The following is a 16,397-nucleotide window of genomic DNA, read 5'->3' on the forward strand; positions in this document are numbered from 1 at the left end:
TTCCACACCGTGGACGCCCTTGCCGCCACTCGCCTCCTGCTCCGACCATTGCCGCCACACCGAGCGGAGCAGGGGGCGGCATGGGCACGGAGAACGAGGTCGACCGGGAGCGGCGGACCGCGTGGAACGAGGACTGGGCGGCGACGGTCGTCGGGCTGGTGCTGCTGGGCCTGGTGCTGGCGCAGATCATCCCCGGCTGGCTGGTGCCGTGATGGCGGAGGTCGAGACGCGGCAACGGTCCTCACTGCTGTGGGCGGCCGGCGGGGTCGCGGTCGTCGTGCTGCTGGGCGCGCTGACCCGGTACCTGGAGCAGAACGTGCCGGTGTTCACCAAGGGCACCTGGCTCGGCGGCATCGCGAAGAGCGTCGAGTACCCCGTCTACGCGATCCTGCTGGGGCTGCTGGGAAACGCGGTCCTCACCGGCCTCGGTTTCCGGGACCGCCTCGCCGCCGGGTTCCGCACCGAGTTCTTCATCAAGACCGGGCTGGTGCTGCTGGGCGCCTCGATCAACTTCGCGGTCATCGTCAAGGCGGCGGGTCCGGCGATCGCCCAGGCGTTCCTGCTGATCACCATCGTGTTCGGGTTCACCTGGTGGCTCGGCGGCAAGCTCGGCATCGACTCGAAGCTGCGGGCGTTGCTGTCGTCGGCGGTGTCGATCTGCGGCGTGAGCGCGGCGATCGCGGCGGCGGGCGCCGTGCAGGCGCGCCGGGAGCAGCTCGCGTACACCGCGAGCATGGTCATCATCTTCGCGCTGCCCTCGATCTTCCTGCTGCCGCTGGCCGTGGACGCGCTCGGGCTGTCCGCACCCGTGGCGGGCGCGTGGATCGGCGGCAACATCGACACGACCGCGGCGGTGAGCGCGGCGGGCGCCCTGGTCGGCGAGGAGGCGCTGCAGATCGCGACGATCGTGAAGACGACGCAGAACGCGCTGCTCGGCGTGGTGGCGGTCGCGCTGACGGCCTACTTCGCGCTGAAGGTCGAGCGGACCGGCGAGGCGAAGGTCAGCGGGCGCGCGTTGTGGGAGCGCTTTCCCAAGTTCGTGCTCGGGTTCCTGGCGGCCTCGGTGATCGCGACGGTGTTCCTGGAGTCCGGTGGGGACAAGTCGGCGATCACGACGGTGAACGACCTGCGGACGCTGTTCCTGATCCTCGCGTTCGTCTCGATCGGACTGGAGTTCCGGGTCGCGCCGCTGCGGGAGGCGGGCTGGAAGCCGATCGGGGTGTTCGCGAGCGCCACGGTGGTCAACCTGCTCGTGGGTCTCGGCCTCGCGAGCCTGCTCTTCTCCGGCTTCACGGGCTAGCTCTCGTCCTGCCGCGCACGGACTTCTGTGGTCCAGTGGTGCCGGCGCGGCAGGAGAGGGGCTGGGGCATGACGCAGGCGGCACCACCGGGGTGGGTCCCCGTCGAACACCGTTTCCTCGGACTGGACCGGCGGACCTTCGCCCCCGCCCTCGGCGTGCTGGCCGTCGCGCTGGTCCTGCTCTACGGCTTGCCCGCGCTCAACGCCGTCGTGCCGTGGCACAACGAGATCCGCCCCGGCGACGTCCTCGACCTCGGCGACGGCGCGACCGCCGTTCCCCCGGTCGGGTGGCAGCTGGAGGACGGCATCCTCGCGGGCACCGCGTCCGTGTCGCCCGCGAGCCTGACCGCCCAGCTCACCACCGGCGGGGCCACGATCTCGTTGCGGGGTGCGGCCTTCCCCGGCAGCGCGGACGCCTTCCTCGACCAGGTCCTGCGCTCGGAGGGCGGCTCGCCCGGCGTGGACGGGTCGCGCGGCACGCTGACGACCGCGTCCGGCCTGGTCGGCGTCGCGCTCGGCAGCACCTCGCCGCAGGGCGACGAGCTCGACGTCGCGTTCAAGATGGCGAGCGCGGCCGGCGAGGCGGAGAACGCGCCCGCGCTGCTGGTCCGGGTGCGCACGGCGCCGGGGCAGTTCGAACGGCAGCAGGACACGGTGACGACGTTCCTGCGCAGCATCACCCCCGGAGCGATCCGATGACCGCCGCGACGAAGAGCGCCCAGCTGGCCGCGATCGAGGAGTCGGGCTGGGGCCGGCCGTTCCGGTTCGTGCAGCCGCGCAACCTCGCGTTCTGGGTGTACCTGCTCGGCGTGGGCGGTGGCGCGCTGGCCCTGCTGCGGTACTTCGGTCCCGGCGCCCACTTCTACCGCCCGGCGCTGACCGGCGGCGTGCTGCTGTTCGGGCTCTACCTCGTGCCGTGGCTGCTGCTCCTGCGCCACCAGAACCGCTACACCGCGCAACCCGCCTCCCTGCTCACCGCCGCGTTCGCCTGGGGCGGGCTCGCCGCGACGTTCTGGATCGCGCTGCCCGCCAACACCGCCCTGCTGGAGATCTGGGCGAAGGTCGGCGGCACGGCCTTCGCCTCGGACTGGGCGGCGGGCCTGACCGCGCCGATCAACGAGGAGTTCGGCAAGGCGCTCGGCCTGGTCCTGCTGCTCGGGCTCGCCCCTCGGCTGGTGCGCGGCGCGTACGACGGCTTCATCATCGGCGCGTTCATCGGACTGGGCTTCCAGGTGTTCGAGGACGTGCTCTACGTCTACAACGGCGCGGCGCAGACCTTCGGCACCGACCAGATCGCGACGTCGTTCCAGATCTTCGTGGTCCGCGGCGCGACCGGCATCGTGTCGCACGCGCTGTTCAGCGCCATCTTCTGCGCCGGGCTGATGTGGGTGCTGGGCCGCACGAGCGAGCGCAACGTGCCGCGCGGCGTGCTGACCATGCTGGCCGCCATGGTGTTCCACTTCGCGTGGGACGACATGGGCGGTCTGAGCGGCGGCATCGGCGTGCTGGCGATCCTGCTGCCGTTCGTGATCGCGGCAGTGGAGCTCGTGACCCTCTTCTACGTCCTGCGGCACGCGGCCCGGCAGGAGCGGGCGTGGGTCCGCGGGCTGCTCGGCCCGGAGGTCGAGGCGGGTGTGGTCGACCCCGCGCTGCTCGGCGCGGTCAGCGGCCTGCGCTCCGACCGCAAGGCGTTCCGCAAGCTCGTGGGCGACCGGCGCCGGACCCGCCACCTGCTCGACGCCGCGAGCGACCTGGCCCGCGAGCTGGCGGCGGCGCGCGGCGCGGACAGCCCGGGGGTGGTCCACGCGCGGGCCGAGCTCCTGCGGCTTCGTCACGGTGGTGGCCCCGCGCGTCCGGGAGCGCTTACCGTGAACGGGTGACGATCACGGCGGAGGCTGCGAGCCAGGCGGACGAGAGGTTCCGGCGCCTGGAGTCCCAGCTGGTGCGCGAGTACGACGACGTGCCCCCGAGCCTCGTGCACGAGTGGATCGAGCGGGCGAGGGCGCGCTTCGGCGGCGCCCGGCTGCAGGACTACGTGCCGGTGTTCGTGGCCCGCGAGGTGCGGGCGTCGGCCCGTGCGTTCCCGGTGGAGACGACGGCCGGCACGGCGCTGTCGAGCTGGGCCCGCAACACGGCCCGCCGCCTGCTCGCCACCGAGCTGCCCCGCCGCTGGGCGCACACGGCCGGAGTGGCCCGCCGGGCCGAGCACGTGGCCCGCGTTCTGCCGGAGAAGGACCGCGAGCTGCTCGTCGCCGCCGCGTGGGTGCACGACATCGGCTACGCGGCGGAGCTGGCGGACACGGGCCTGCACCCGCTCGACGGGGCGCGCTACCTGCGCCGCGCGGGCGTCCCGGACCGCATCTGCGGCCTGGTCGCGCACCACTCGGGCGCGGCCGCCGTCGCCTCGCTGATCGGCCTGGCGGACGAGCTGGGGGAGTTCCCCGACCAGCGCGGCCGGCTGCGCGACGCGCTCTGGTACTGCGACATGAGCACCGGGCCGGACGGCCAGCCGACGACCGTGCAGGGGCGGCTCGCGGAGATCCGGCAGCGGCGCGGGCCGGAAGACCCGGTGGTGCGCGCGCTCGCGATCAACGGCGACGAACGGCTCGCGGCGGTCCGCCGCACGCACCGGTTGCTGCGCCGCGCGTCCTGACCGCGAGACCCCTCCCGTCACCCCTGAACGGGTGCCCCGCCTGCACCGATCAGTCGTCTACCGTGACGGCATGCTGGACCTGAGCCCGCGGCCGGGCGACCTGGAGCCGATCGAGACCGCCTCCGTCGACGAGCTGCGGGCGCTGCAGCTCGAACGCCTGCAGTGGTCGGTCCGCCACGCCTACGACCACGTCCCGCACTACCGCACCTCGCTGGACGCGGCCGGGGTGCACCCCGACGACGTCAAGTCGCTGGCCGACCTCGCGAAGCTCCCCTTCACGACCAAGGCCGACCTGCGGGACAACTACCCGTTCGGCATGTTCGCCGTGCCGCGCGAGGAGGTCTCGCGCGTGCACGCCTCGTCCGGCACGACCGGCAAGCCGACCGTCGTCGGCTACACCAAGGCGGACCTCGACACGTGGGCCTCGGTCATGGCGCGCAGCATCCGCGCGGCCGGCGGGCGCCGGGGGCACGTGCTGCACAACGCGTACGGCTACGGCCTGTTCACCGGCGGGCTCGGCGCGCACGCGGGCGCGGAACTGCTCGGCTGCACCGTCGTCCCGGTGTCCGGCGGCATGACCGAGCGGCAGGTGCAGCTGATCCGCGACTTCGAGCCCGACATCATCATGGTCACGCCGTCCTACATGCTCTCGATCATCGACGAGATGGAGCGGCAGGGCGTCGACCCGCGCTCCACGTCGTTGCAGGTCGGCATCTTCGGCGCCGAGCCGTGGACGAACGACATGCGCGCGGAGATGGAGCGCCGGCTCGACATGCACGCCGTGGACATCTACGGGCTGTCCGAGGTGATCGGGCCGGGCGTCGCGAGCGAGTGTGTCGAGACCAAGGACGGCCTGCACGTCTGGGAGGACCACTTCTACCCGGAGATCATCGACCCGGTCACCGGCGAGGTGCTGCCCGACGGCGAGGAGGGCGAGCTCGTCTTCACGTCGCTGACCAAGCAGGCGATGCCGGTCCTGCGCTACCGCACCCGTGACCTGACCCGGCTGCTGCCCGGTACGGCGAGGTCGATGCGGCGGATCGAGAAGATCACCGGCCGCACCGACGACATGATCATCCTGCGCGGCGTGAACCTGTTCCCGACGCAGATCGAGGAGCTGATCCTCCAGGTCCCGGCGCTGTCGCCGCACTTCCAGTGCGTGCTGAGCCGCACCGGCACCCTCGACGACCTGACCGTGCTCGTCGAGCACCGCGAGGACGCGTTGGCCGGCGAGGCGGGGGAGGACCTCAAGCGGCTGGTGAAGAACTCCATCGGTGTCACGGTCGCCGTGGAGGTCGTCGCGCCGGGCGGGATCGAGCGGTCCGTCGGCAAGATGAAGCGGATCGTCGACCGCCGGCCGAAGCGGTGACCAGGCGCACGAGCATTTACTTGAAGTTTGAACTATCTTGGACGGCATGAAGAGGATCGGTTTCCTGTCGTTCGGGCACTGGACGGACAGCCCGCACTCGCAGACGAGGTCGGCGGCCGACACGCTGCTGCAGTCGATCGACCTGGCGGTGGCGGCCGAGGAGCTGGGCGCGGACGGCGCCTACTTCCGCGTGCATCACTTCGCCCGGCAGCTCGCGTCGCCGTTCCCGCTGCTCGCCGCGATCGGCGCGAAGACCGACCGCATCGAGATCGGCACCGGCGTGATCGACATGCGCTACGAGAACCCCATGTACATGGCCGAGGACGCGGGCGCCGCGGACCTCATCGCCGGCGGCAGGCTGCAGCTCGGCATCTCGCGGGGATCGCCCGAGCAGGTCATCGACGGCTGGCGGCACTTCGGCTACGGCCCCTCCGAGGGGGAGACCGAGGCCGACATGGCCCGCATGCACGCGGAGCTGTTCCTCAAGGTGATCGAGGGCGGCGGCTTCGCCGAACCGAACCCGCGCCCGATGTTCCCGAACCCGCCCGGCCTGCTGCGCCTCGAACCGCACTCGCCGGGCCTGCGCGAGCGCATCTGGTGGGGCGCGGCCACCAACGGCACCGCGGAGTGGGCCGCGAAGCTCGGCATGAACCTGATGAGCTCGACGCTCAAGTTCGACGAGGGCGGCGCGCCGTTCCACGTGCAGCAGGCCGAGCAGATCCGGGCGTTCCGCAAGGCGTGGGCCGAGGCGGGCTGGAAGCACGAGCCGCGGGTCTCGGTGTCGCGCAGCATCTTCGCGCTCACCACCGACCTCGACCGGATGTACTTCGGCGGCGACGGCTCCAGCAAGGACTCGATCGGGTTCATCGACGGGCCGAAGCAGGCGATCTTCGGCCGGTCCTACGCGGCCGAGCCGGACGTCCTCGTCGAGCAACTCGCGGAGGACGAGGCGATCGCCGAGGCCGACACGGTGCTGCTGACCGTGCCGAACCAGCTGGGCGTCGACTTCAACGTGCACGTCCTGGAGAACATCCTGACGCACGTCGCGCCGGGGCTCGGCTGGCGCTGACGCGCACTACTGTCGGCGGCGTGGAGCCCTACGCGCCGCGGGCGCAGCGGTTGTGGCGCTGGGTGGACGCGCCGCAGGACGTCGAGGTCGCGGGCTTCGTCGCTCTGCAGGCGGTGCTGGGCGAGGAGGAACGGGCGCGGGTGCGGGCCGGTCTGAGCGAGGCCGACCAGCACACCCTGGTCACCTTCGCCCGCCGGATCGCGCTCGCGACGCTGCGCACCGGAGATCCGGCGGCGCTGGTGGCGGCGTTCGAGGCGCTGGCCGCCGTGGACGTGGAGAAGGTGGACGAGCGCGATGTCGTGTGGGCGGCCGCGCTCGTGACGTATGCCGCGCAAAGGGCGGGCGTGGCGCTCTCCGCCGACGACGCCACCACCCGCGCGACCCCCGAGGTCGCGCGGATCCTGCGCGACCTGTCCGCCGACGAGGTCGACCTCCCCGGCGACTGGGGCCTGCGCGAGGTCGCCACCCCCGGCGGCGTCGTGCTCCTGCAGGACGACGGCGAGACCTACCGGGCCGACTCCGGCCTGGCCCTGCGCGCCCTGCGCGCGGCCGACCTGCTGGAAGCCGCCCGCTACCCGCACGCCGAGGTCACCGTGGCGACCGCACTCCCGGCCGTCTGGCTGGGCGAGGAGCACGCTGACCTGCTCCGCTCGCTGACCGAGGTCGCCGCCGTGCACGCCGAACCGGACCCCGGCGCGGACGGCCGCACCACCCACTTCCTGCAGCTGTACCTGGCCGAGACCACCGCACGGGACGCGGCAGCCATCGCGGGAGAGGCGTCGAACGGTGGCACGGCGATGATCGGCGTCGCCGCCGGCCACCGGTGCGCCGTGCTGATCTCCCGCTCGTCGCGCGCGGAAGCCCCGGCGCGGGAGACCGCCGCGTCGCTGGAGAGGTTCCGCCCAAGCCTCACCGAGCTGCTGAGCTAGTTGCCTCTATCGCTTCAGTGTTGACCGAAAGAGGTCACCGGCGGCGGTCCCGCACGTAGATCGACGACTTCTTGCCCTCGGCCGGGACGCGGCGGTCCACCTCGAACAGCGTGGTCGCGGTGATCAGGTCGCTGAGCTTCGAGTAGCCGTACGTGCGGGAGTCGAAGTCCGGCCGCTGCTTGGTGATGATGCTGCCGACCGCGGCGAGCGAGGCCCAGCCGTCGTCGTCGGACGCCGCCTCGACGGCGTTGCGCAGCAGGTTCACCAGCGTGCTGTCGCCCTTGAGCAGTGCGGCGGGTGTCTTCCGGGTGAGGGGAGCCTCGGTCGGTGTCTCCGCCTCGGGGTTCACGAGGTTCTCGACGTAGACGAACTTGTCGCAGGCCGCGACGAACGGCTTGGGCGTCTTGCGCTCGCCGAAGCCGTAGACCGTCAGGCCGGACTCGCGCAGGCGTGCGGCGAGGCGGGTGAAGTCGGAGTCGCTCGAGACGATGCAGAAGCCGTCGAAGCGGTCGGAGTACAGCAGGTCCATGGCGTCGATGACCATCGCCGCGTCGGTCGCGTTCTTGCCGGTCGTGTACGCGAACTGCTGGATCGGCTGGATCGACTGGGCGAGCAGGTGGTCCTTCCAGCCCTTGAGGCTCGTGCCGGTCCAGTCGCCGTAGGCGCGCTTGACATGTGCGGTGCCGTACTTGGCGATCTCGGCGAGCAGCGCCTCTGTGATCGAGGGCTGGGCGTTGTCGGCGTCGATCAGCACCGCGAGCTTGACGGCGCTCTCGTTGGCAGTGGCCACGGGGGTTCGGTCGCCTTTCAGGTGTGCAGCAGCCGGCTGAGCCAGGTCAGCGAGGCCGTGATCTGGTGCGGGGACAGGCCGCGCCGCCGTTGCTCCTGGTAGAGCTCGGGGGCGAGGGGGGCGAGGAGGACCTCGACCAGGCCTTCCGGGTCCGGGGCGGCCGCGTCGCGCAGCAGTGCCAGCACGTGCAGCCGCCAGAAACCGTAGGCGCCCGTGGCGAACCGGGCGCCGCCGGTCTCGGCTCCGAGCGCGAGGTGCAGGTGTCGTTCGAGCAGGGTGGTCATGGCCGCGTAGAACGCCGCGAGCCGCTCGGCCGGCGCCGCGCCCGGTCCGAGGGGTGGCGGGCCGCTCATCAACTGCTCCTGCAGGACGCGTTCGTGCTCGTCGAGCAGGGCGGCGGCGACGGACGGCGGGTCGGGGTAGCGGCGGTAGAGCGTGGCGCGGCCGACGCCCGCGGCACGGGCGATCTCGTCCATCGTGACCTGGCGGGCGTCCTTGGCGGCGAACAGCTCCTCGGCGGCGGCCAGGACTCGCGCCCGGTTGCGCGCGGCGTCGGCGCGTTCCTTGGCCATGGGCGGATCGTACGCGATCACCAACGAAGTGGACAGTGCGTCCACTTCGTGTCTAGCCTGCATTAGCGGACACAGTGTCCACTTAATTGGGGGGTTGGTCGTGTACTTCGTGCTCCTGGGGTCGGCGCTGCTCGCCGGCGCCCTGCTCGCCGTGCAGGCGTCGGCGAACCTGCAGCTGACCAGGGCGGTCGGCACCCCGTACGGGGCGTCGGCGCTGCAGCTCGGGCTCGCCGCGGTGGTACTGGCGCTGCTCGCGGCGGCCACGGGGACGATCGGGGCGCTGGCACTGGTCACCGAGGCCGAGCCGTGGCACCTGCTGGGCGGGCTGGCGAGCCCGCTCTACATCACGAGCGGCATCCTGCTGTTCCCGCGCCTGGGCGCGCTCGCCGCCGTCGGGCTCTTCGTGACCGGGCAGGTGTTCGCGTCGCTGGCGCTGGACCTGTTCGGACTGCTGGGCGTCCCGCAGCGGCCGGTGTCCGCCGGGGTCGTGGTCGGTGCGGTGGCGGTGCTCGCGGGCATCACCGTGCTCTCCCGGCCGGTCCGGGCGAGCGGCTGGATCGCGCTCGGGCTCGCGGCGGGCGCGGTGCTGCCGGTGCAGGGCGCGGTCAACGCGAGGCTGCGCGCCGACCTGCACGCGCCGCTCGCGGTCGCCCTGGTCAGCTTCACCGTGGCGACGCTGGCGATCGTGGTGGTGCTGCTGCTCAGCCGTACCCCGGCGCCGGACCTGGCGCCAGTGAGGGACATGCCGTGGTGGGGCTGGCTCGGTGCCGGGTGCGCGGCGGCCTACGTCACGGCGACGTTCCTGCTGATCCCGGAGATCGGCGCCGCCGTCACGGTCGCGCTCACCGTGACCGGCCAGCAGGTGGCGTCGGCGGTCGTTGACCACTTCGGGCTGTTCCGGATGCCGCGCAGGCCGTTCACCGCCGCGCGCGGCACGGGGCTCGCGCTGCTCGTGGCGGGGTCGCTGCTCGTGCAGTTCGTCTGACCCGACACGATCCGCCAAAGCAACGCGGGGGCGGGGTCCGCGCATTACGGTGTGGACGAACAGCGCGCGAGAGAGGCGGAACCGGGCGTGACGTCCTGGGTCGAAGTGATCAACTATGTCCGGGTGCGGTACGAGGTGCTGGAGGAGTCGGAGTTCTGGCTGCGCTTCCGCCTCGACACCGGCGGGGAGCGGACGCAGCAGGTCTCCGTGCACCACCTGCCGGACCTCGGCGGGGCGGCGTGGCTGGAGATCTCCTCGCCGGTCGGCCGGGCCGCCGAGGTGGACCTCGGGCGCCTGCTCGAGCTCGCCGGGGAGTCGCAGGTGGGCGGGGCGGCCGTGGTGGACGGCATCGCGCTGCTCAAGCACGTCGTGCCGCTGGAGGACCTCAGCGTGAAGGAGGAGTTCGAGCGCCCGCTGCTGTTGCTGGTCGGCCGCGCGGACGCCATCGAGCACGAGCTGACGGCGGGCGACGCCTTCTAGCGCACGTTCCTGCCTGCGGGCGGGCGCGTCGGGGACCGGCCCGTCCGGGGCGCCGCGCTCGCGCGTGATCCCTGCGGTGCACCGGTTTCCGGCACCGCGATCTTGACTGGCGAGTCAGCGTTGCCCAGGGTGTGGGGCGTGACTTCCCTGGAGCAGCACTCGGCCGACGTCGTGGTCGTCGGCGCGGGCTACGCGGGCGTCGCCGCCGCGTCCCGCCTCGCGGCCGCCGGGCTCGGCGTCGTCGTCGTGGAGGCCGCGGACCGCGTGGGTGGCCGGGCGTTCAGCGAGGTGCTGCCGTCCGGTGTCCGCGTCGACCACGGCGCGCAGTGGATCAGCCCGGCGCAGAAGCGGTTCCACGAGCTCGCCGAGCGGTTCGGCTGCCCGACGTTCCCGGCCGGGGTGCCCGGTGCGCACGCCGAGATCTGGCACGACGGCACCCGCTCCGACCACTCCGGCACCGCGCCGGAGTCCGGTCCCGGTGTCGCCGAGCACGCGCGCGTCACGGCGGAGCTCGACCGGCTCGCGTTGACCGTCGACCTCGACCACCCCTGGCTCACCCCGGACTTCGAGGTCCTCGACGAGACGACCGCCGAGGACTTCTTCCTGGCGCAGACCGAGGACGAGGACGCGCGGCGCAGGCTGGCGCTGACCGTGCGGAGCGTCTGGTGCTGCGAGCCCAGGGAGCTCTCGTTCTTCCACGTGCTGTTCCACATCGCCTCGGCCGGAGGCCTCGCGCAGCTGACGGACGTCGCGCAGGGCTCGCGGTTCACCGACGGCGCCGACGCCCTCGCCCGCGCGATGGCAGCGACGCTGGCCGTGCGACTGGACGAGCCGGTGCGCACGATCCGGCACACGGCCGATGGCGTCGAGGTGGTCACGGACCGGGCCGTGGTGCGGGCGCGGCGGGCGGTCGTCACCGTGCCGCCCGCGGCGGTGGGGCGCATCGGCTTCGAGCCCGCGCTGCCGCCCACGCGGCGCGGCTGGCTCGGGCACACGCCGATGGGCCGGGTAGCGAAGGTCCACGCCGTGTACGAGGAACCCTTCTGGCGCAAGAAGGAACGCTCCGGCAGCGCGACGCTGCACGGCCGCGGCCCGGTCGGCGTGGTGTTCGACAACTCGCCGCAGGACGGGTCGCGGGGCGTGCTGGTCGCGTTCGTCCACGGCGACCTCGTGGACCGCTGGGCCGCCGCGCCCGACGACGTCCGCCGCGCCGAGGTGCTGACGGCGCTGGCCGAGGTCGCCGGCGCCCGTGCCCGAATGCCGATCGACTACGCCGAGATGGCGTGGTCCGAGGACGGCTGGACGATCGGCGGCGCCGCGTGCTTCGTCTACCCCGGCGGCTGGAGCGGGTACGGCGAGCACGGCCGGCGCGAGGTGACCGGCACCCTGCACTGGGCGGGCACCGAGACGGCGTCCGCGTGGCACGGCCACGTCGACGGGGCGATCACCTCGGGCGAACGCGCCGCCGACGAGGTGATGACGGCGCTCGGGCTCACCGAACGACCCGCGTGACCGCCGGCCCGCTGCGACGCCGAATTCGCGAAACCCCGTTTCCAGGGGTCTCCGAAGCGATTCAATCGACTTCTGCAAACGTTGCAGATTTCCTAATTCACATATCTGATTTTCACATGCACGAACATCGAGGCGAGTTACGCACGAATTGTTGACGGGGACTTGGTGGACTATTCACAATTCCACTCCGCGCTGTGAGCCGCCCCACAGACCGCGGTACTCAGAAGTCCTTGGAGGCATTCGTGTCCCGAAGTCAACGCCTACGCCGGGCGGCCGTGCTCGGCGTCGTGGGCTCCGTCGCCGCGGCGGGCATCGCCGTGCTGGTGAACGCGGCCGGTGCGGCGGGGGCCGCGCCCGGTGCGGGTGCGCTCACCGGGTTGGACACCTCGGCGGGCAACCGCCGGGCACCCGTGGCCGGGTTGTACGACTGGAGCAGGGCCGGGTACCGGGGTGGCCAGAACCTCCCCGGCGCCGCGGAGGTCAACCCCAGTGCGGCCTGCCAGATCACCGCGGCCGAGCTGGCGAGCCAGTTCGCCGTCACGCCGGACGACGGCCGGGACGACTCCGCCGGTCTGCAGGCGGCCGTCGACTCGATCAGGACCACCTGCTCGCCGACGGCGGGCTACGGCAGGCTCAGCCTGATCACGCTGCCCGCAGGTGAGCTGGCGGTGTCGAAGGAACTGCACGTCGACGCGGACTACCTGATCATCCGCGGTGCCGGCCGGGACGCCACGAAGATCACCTTCCGGCCGGACGCCACCACCCTCTACGACGCCCTCACCCCGGACGGCTCCGACTGGGACGAGGACGGCATGACCTCGGGCGCGGGCAAGGGCGGCTGGCTGTGGCCCGGTCGCGGCCTCTTCCGCGTGCAGTCGCGCGGCGTCGACCCGGCCTACGCGAGCGACTACGCGGCCGCGCCGGAGAACCGCAAGGACATCTTCGAGGGCACGGTCAACGTGCACTGGAAGTCCGGCGCGAAGGTCGCGGCCGCCGCGAAGACCGGTGACCGCACGATCACCGTGCAGTCGGCGACCAAGATCAAGGCCGGCGAGCTCGTGAACGTCCGGGCCGCGAACTCGGTGAAGTTCTACGAGCAGCAGAAGGCCACCGGCACCGAGTGGCCGATGCTGAACATGCACATGCGGCAGCAGCTCTTCACCGTCGTCTCGGTCTCCGGGAACGTGGTCACGCTCGACAAGCCGCTCGAGTTCGACGTGCCGGTGAACTCCACCTCGGACGGGTCGGCGCCGATCGACGGCACCCCGTACGACTCCAAGGTCGCGCCGCTGCTCGACCCCGTCGTGGGCGTCGGCTTCGAGGACTTCGGCTTCACCCAGGCGATGCCTGGCCTGAACCAGGCCGACGCGGTCAACAACTACGGCAACATGGCGCCCGCCGCCGAGATGCACGGCATCGTCTTCAAGTGGGCGGCCAACTCGTGGGTGAAGGGCATCCGCGCGGAGATGACCGGGTCGCACCCGATCGTCACCGAGGAGGCCAAGAACCTCCAGATCGTGGACAACGAGCTCGACGGGTCGTGGAACAAGGGCAAGGGCGGCAACGGCTACTTCCGCGGCTCCCGCGTGTGGGACTCGCTCTACGCCGGCAACACGTCCCGCAACCTGCGCCACTTCACCTTCCAGTGGTCCGCCTCGGGCAACGTCGTGGTGGGCAACGACTTCGACTCCGACCTGAACCTGCACGGCGGCTGGGAACGCCACAACCTGTTCGAGAACAACACGGTCCGCGTGCCGTACGCGCACCGCTCGGCCAACTGCCGCGCCAACTGCGGTGAGGAGGGCGGCGGCGGACCCGACAACTCCAACTGGTTCCCGATCTGGTGGGGCGCGGGCAAGAAGGCGATCAAGTGGTCCGGCGCGTCCGGTCCGCAGAACGTCTTCTTCCGCAACACCATGACGAAGCAGACGACGACCGGCGGCCCGTTCACCGACTTCTACGCCGACCGCGCGCGGATCTACCAGTTCGGCTGGAACGGCACGGCCTACCAGCACCTCGACGTCGCCGGCACGCCGATCTCCGACTGGGCGGCGAACGAGCAGCGCGACTACACCGGCGGCCACGGCGTCGACGCGACCAGGACCGACTCGTCCGCGTCGCTGTTCCTCAAGTCCCTCAACGGAACCCCGCCGACCAGCACCACCACCACGTCGTCAACGACGACGACCACCACGACCACGACAACCACGACCACTCCGCCGCCGAGCTCGTGCCTCACCGCCAAGATCACCCAGACCTCGGTGTGGACCAGCGGGTACGGCGCCGACGTGACGCTGACCAACGGCTGCGCCACCGCGACGTCGTCGTGGACGGTCGAGTTCGACCTGCCCCCGGGCACCTCGGTCAGCAGCTCGTGGAGCTCCGTGCGCACCTCGACCGGCCAGCACCACAAGTTCACCAACGCGAGCTTCAACGGTGCCATCAAGCCTGGTGCCACCGCGAAGTTCGGCTTCAACGCCTCGGGCACCGGTCTGCCGACCGGCTGCACCGTCGGCGGCAACCCCTGCGGAGGCAACTGATGGGCACCAGAGCAGTGGCGCTCGCCGGCGTGGCCGCGACCGTCGCGGCACTGCTGGGCGGCGCGTCCGCCCAGGCCGCGGCACCCGTGCTGAAGGCAGCCGTCACCCAGACCTCGGTCTGGAACGGCGGCTACGGCGCGGACGTGACGATCACCAACACCGGTGACGCCACGAGCACGGCGTGGACGATCGAGTTCGACCTGCCGTCCGGCACGACGATCACCAGCTCGTGGAGCTCGGTCCGCACGTCGACCGGCCAGCACCACAAGTTCACGAACGCGAGCTTCAACGGCAGCATCAAACCCGGCGCCTCCGCGAAGTTCGGCTTCAACGCGTCCGGCGGCAGCCTGCCGACCAACTGCACCGTCAACGGCGCACCGTGCGGCGGCGGCACCACCCCGCCCGCCGACACCCAGGCCCCGACCGTGCCGGCGGGCCTGCGTTCCACCGGCGTGACGTCGAGCTCGGTGTCGCTGGCGTGGTCGGCCTCCACGGACAACGTCGGCGTCACCGGGTACGAGGTGCTGCTCGGCACCGCGGTCACCACGACGACCACCGGCACCTCGGCCACCGTCAGCGGCCTCTCACCCGCCACCGCGTACTCGTTCGCCGTGCGCGCGGTCGACGCGGCGGGCAACAGCTCGGCGGTCTCGGCCGCGGTGAGCGCGACGACCAGCCCGGACAGCGGCGGGGGCACCACGGTCGACGTCTCCACCGCGGCACAGCTGCAGGCGGCCCTGGCCGCGGCCACCCCGGGGCAGACGATCATGATGGCGCCGGGCACGTACCGCGGCTCGTTCGTCGTGAACGCCCGCGTCGGCACCGCGTCGCAGCGCATCACCCTGAGCGGCCCGCGCGAGGCCGTGATCGTCAACGACGGCCCGGCCGGCGAGGCCCCGTCCTGCCCCGCGCCTACCGCGGGCTGGGACTCGGGCTACGGCCTGTGGCTCTTCGGCTCCCCGTACTGGAACATCACCGGGTTCACCGTGCGGGAGTCGAAGAAGGGCATCGTCCTCGACAACTCCCACCACACCACGATCGACGCGGTCTCCGTGCACCACGTCGACGAGGAGGCGGTCCACTTCCGCCGCTCCTCGGCCGACGGGATCATCCGCAACTCGGTGATCACCGACACCGGCCTCGTCCAGCCCGGCTACGGCGAGGGCGTCTACCTCGGCTCCGCCAACTCCAACTGGGCCTGCCACGGCAACACCGGCGGCATCGACCGCAGCGACCGCGTCCAGGTGCTGAACAACAGGATCGGCCCGAACGTCGCGGCCGAGGCCATCGACGTCAAGGAAGGCACCTACGACGGCGTCATCCGCGGCAACACGTTCGACGGCCAGGGCATCACCGGCCAGAACTCGGCCGACTCGTGGGTCGACGTGAAGGGCATCGGCTACCTGATCGAGGACAACACCGGCACGTTCCGCAGCCCCGGCACGTTCGCCCACGGCTACGAGACGCACAACACCAGCACCACACCCACGTTGCCCAACGGGTGCGGCAACACCTGGCGCAACAACCGTTCGGACCTCGGCGGGGTGGGCCAGTACGCCATCAACATCACCTCGGTGTCGAAGTGCTCGGCGCTGCCCAACGTCGTGTACGCCTCGAACACCGTGACAGGGGCGGTGAAGGGCCTGACCAACGCGCCCGTGACGCCCTGAGCTTCTCGCCCGGCGGTCCTCTGTGGACCGTCGGGCTTCCCTAGGCGTGACGGAGAAAGCGCTTGGTGGCTCTCGGGTTCTTCAGCACGTGCACCGTCGCCTGCTCGGCGTGCGTCGCGATGGCGTCGAGCAGCGCCGGCCGGTACTTGCGGCGCCAGGACCACACCCACCGCCAGAAGTCGGCTTTCTCCCGCGACCGCAGCAGAGCCCGCCACGCGCAGCGCGGGAACGAGTAGTCCAGCACCACCACGGTGTCCGCCCGGCGCAGCCGGACCTCCAGCACGTCGTGCGGCCCGAGGTCGCCGTCCATGATCCAGCGCTCCTCCTCGGCCAGTTCGCCCTGCACGATGGCCCACAGGTCGAGCGGCGTGGGTTCGAGCTCGGGCCCCCAGAAGTGCTTGTCGAGCTCGACGACGGGGAGCCCGGTGGCGGCACCGAGGGTCCGGGCGAGGGTGGACTTCCCCGCACCGCCCCGGCCGAGGATGACGACGCGATGCATGAACATGATCGTGCCAGAAGCCCCCGGACG

Annotated in this window: 16 protein-coding genes; 13 read left to right on the plus strand and 3 right to left on the minus strand. The window is 71.8% G+C overall.

What is annotated here, in order from left to right; translation table 11 throughout:
• The first annotated feature begins 80 nt into the window (after positions 1-80).
• The 8 genes from ABZX02_RS29520 (at position 81) to ABZX02_RS29555 (ending at position 7,319) form a co-directional block, all read left to right on the plus strand.
• Complete coding sequence (locus ABZX02_RS29520) at positions 81-212, plus strand: hypothetical protein (protein WP_355302814.1); 132 nt, start codon at positions 81-83, stop codon at positions 210-212.
• Positions 212-1,300, plus strand: coding sequence for a putative sulfate exporter family transporter (locus tag ABZX02_RS29525; RefSeq protein WP_355302815.1), 1,089 nt, complete (start codon positions 212-214; stop codon positions 1,298-1,300). The genes ABZX02_RS29520 and ABZX02_RS29525 overlap by 1 nt, the downstream gene beginning before the upstream one ends.
• A gap of 68 nt (positions 1,301-1,368) precedes the next feature.
• Positions 1,369-1,998, plus strand: a complete 630-nt coding sequence (locus ABZX02_RS29530) for a hypothetical protein (protein ID WP_355302817.1) — start codon at positions 1,369-1,371, stop codon at positions 1,996-1,998.
• A complete protein-coding gene (locus ABZX02_RS29535) occupies positions 1,995-3,179 on the plus strand; it encodes a PrsW family intramembrane metalloprotease (RefSeq protein ID WP_355302819.1) in 1,185 nt (394 codons plus the stop codon). The genes ABZX02_RS29530 and ABZX02_RS29535 overlap by 4 nt, the downstream gene beginning before the upstream one ends.
• Complete coding sequence (locus ABZX02_RS29540; protein ID WP_355302821.1) at positions 3,176-3,952, plus strand: three-helix bundle dimerization domain-containing protein; 777 nt, start codon at positions 3,176-3,178, stop codon at positions 3,950-3,952. Before ABZX02_RS29535 ends, ABZX02_RS29540 begins: the two co-directional genes overlap by 4 nt.
• Positions 3,953-4,022: 70 nt before the next feature.
• Positions 4,023-5,321: a phenylacetate--CoA ligase PaaK gene (paaK, locus tag ABZX02_RS29545; protein WP_355302823.1), complete on the plus strand. Its 1,299-nt coding sequence runs from the start codon at positions 4,023-4,025 to the stop codon at positions 5,319-5,321.
• A gap of 46 nt (positions 5,322-5,367) precedes the next feature.
• Positions 5,368-6,390, plus strand: coding sequence for an LLM class flavin-dependent oxidoreductase (locus ABZX02_RS29550; RefSeq protein WP_355302825.1), 1,023 nt, complete (start codon positions 5,368-5,370; stop codon positions 6,388-6,390).
• Between the two features lie 20 nt (positions 6,391-6,410).
• Positions 6,411-7,319, plus strand: coding sequence for a hypothetical protein (locus ABZX02_RS29555; RefSeq protein ID WP_355302827.1), 909 nt, complete (start codon positions 6,411-6,413; stop codon positions 7,317-7,319).
• A gap of 34 nt (positions 7,320-7,353) precedes the next feature.
• Here ABZX02_RS29555 and ABZX02_RS29560 read toward each other — a convergent pair whose 3' ends face one another.
• Together ABZX02_RS29560 and ABZX02_RS29565 are read right to left on the minus strand one after the other, a co-directional pair.
• Positions 7,354-8,109 (minus strand): NYN domain-containing protein, encoded by a 756-nt coding sequence (locus tag ABZX02_RS29560; RefSeq protein ID WP_355302829.1) that lies wholly within the window; start codon positions 8,107-8,109, stop codon positions 7,354-7,356.
• Between the two features lie 17 nt (positions 8,110-8,126).
• The gene (locus ABZX02_RS29565; RefSeq protein WP_355302831.1) at positions 8,127-8,681 is read right to left on the minus strand and encodes a TetR family transcriptional regulator; all 555 of its coding nucleotides are present in this window, start codon (positions 8,679-8,681) and stop codon (positions 8,127-8,129) included.
• Positions 8,682-8,781: 100 nt separating this feature from the next.
• Here ABZX02_RS29565 and ABZX02_RS29570 point away from each other — a divergent pair, with 100 nt between their 5' ends.
• The 5 genes from ABZX02_RS29570 to ABZX02_RS29590 all read left to right on the plus strand — a co-directional run bounded on the left by ABZX02_RS29570 (position 8,782) and on the right by ABZX02_RS29590 (position 15,868).
• Positions 8,782-9,666, plus strand: a complete 885-nt coding sequence (locus tag ABZX02_RS29570) for a DMT family transporter (RefSeq protein WP_355302833.1) — start codon at positions 8,782-8,784, stop codon at positions 9,664-9,666.
• 87 nt (positions 9,667-9,753) lie between these two features.
• The gene (locus tag ABZX02_RS29575) at positions 9,754-10,146 is read left to right on the plus strand and encodes a hypothetical protein (RefSeq protein ID WP_355302835.1); all 393 of its coding nucleotides are present in this window, start codon (positions 9,754-9,756) and stop codon (positions 10,144-10,146) included.
• Positions 10,147-10,284: 138 nt separating this feature from the next.
• On the plus strand, positions 10,285-11,658 hold the full coding sequence (locus tag ABZX02_RS29580; RefSeq protein WP_355302837.1) for an FAD-dependent oxidoreductase: 1,374 nt from the start codon (positions 10,285-10,287) through the stop codon (positions 11,656-11,658).
• Positions 11,659-11,900: 242 nt separating this feature from the next.
• Positions 11,901-14,198, plus strand: a complete 2,298-nt coding sequence (locus ABZX02_RS29585; RefSeq protein WP_355302839.1) for a cellulose binding domain-containing protein — start codon at positions 11,901-11,903, stop codon at positions 14,196-14,198.
• Positions 14,198-15,868, plus strand: coding sequence for a cellulose binding domain-containing protein (locus tag ABZX02_RS29590; protein WP_355302840.1), 1,671 nt, complete (start codon positions 14,198-14,200; stop codon positions 15,866-15,868). The genes ABZX02_RS29585 and ABZX02_RS29590 overlap by 1 nt, the downstream gene beginning before the upstream one ends.
• A gap of 40 nt (positions 15,869-15,908) precedes the next feature.
• Here the strand turns inward: ABZX02_RS29590 and ABZX02_RS29595 are convergent, their stop codons facing one another.
• Positions 15,909-16,367: a DNA topology modulation protein FlaR gene (locus ABZX02_RS29595; protein ID WP_355302842.1), complete on the minus strand. Its 459-nt coding sequence runs from the start codon at positions 16,365-16,367 to the stop codon at positions 15,909-15,911.
• Between the last annotated feature and the right edge of the window lie 30 nt (positions 16,368-16,397).

It is taken from the genome of Lentzea sp. NPDC003310 (genome assembly GCF_040610935.1).
In the GTDB taxonomy this organism is placed as follows: Bacteria; Actinomycetota; Actinomycetes; order Mycobacteriales; family Pseudonocardiaceae; genus Lentzea.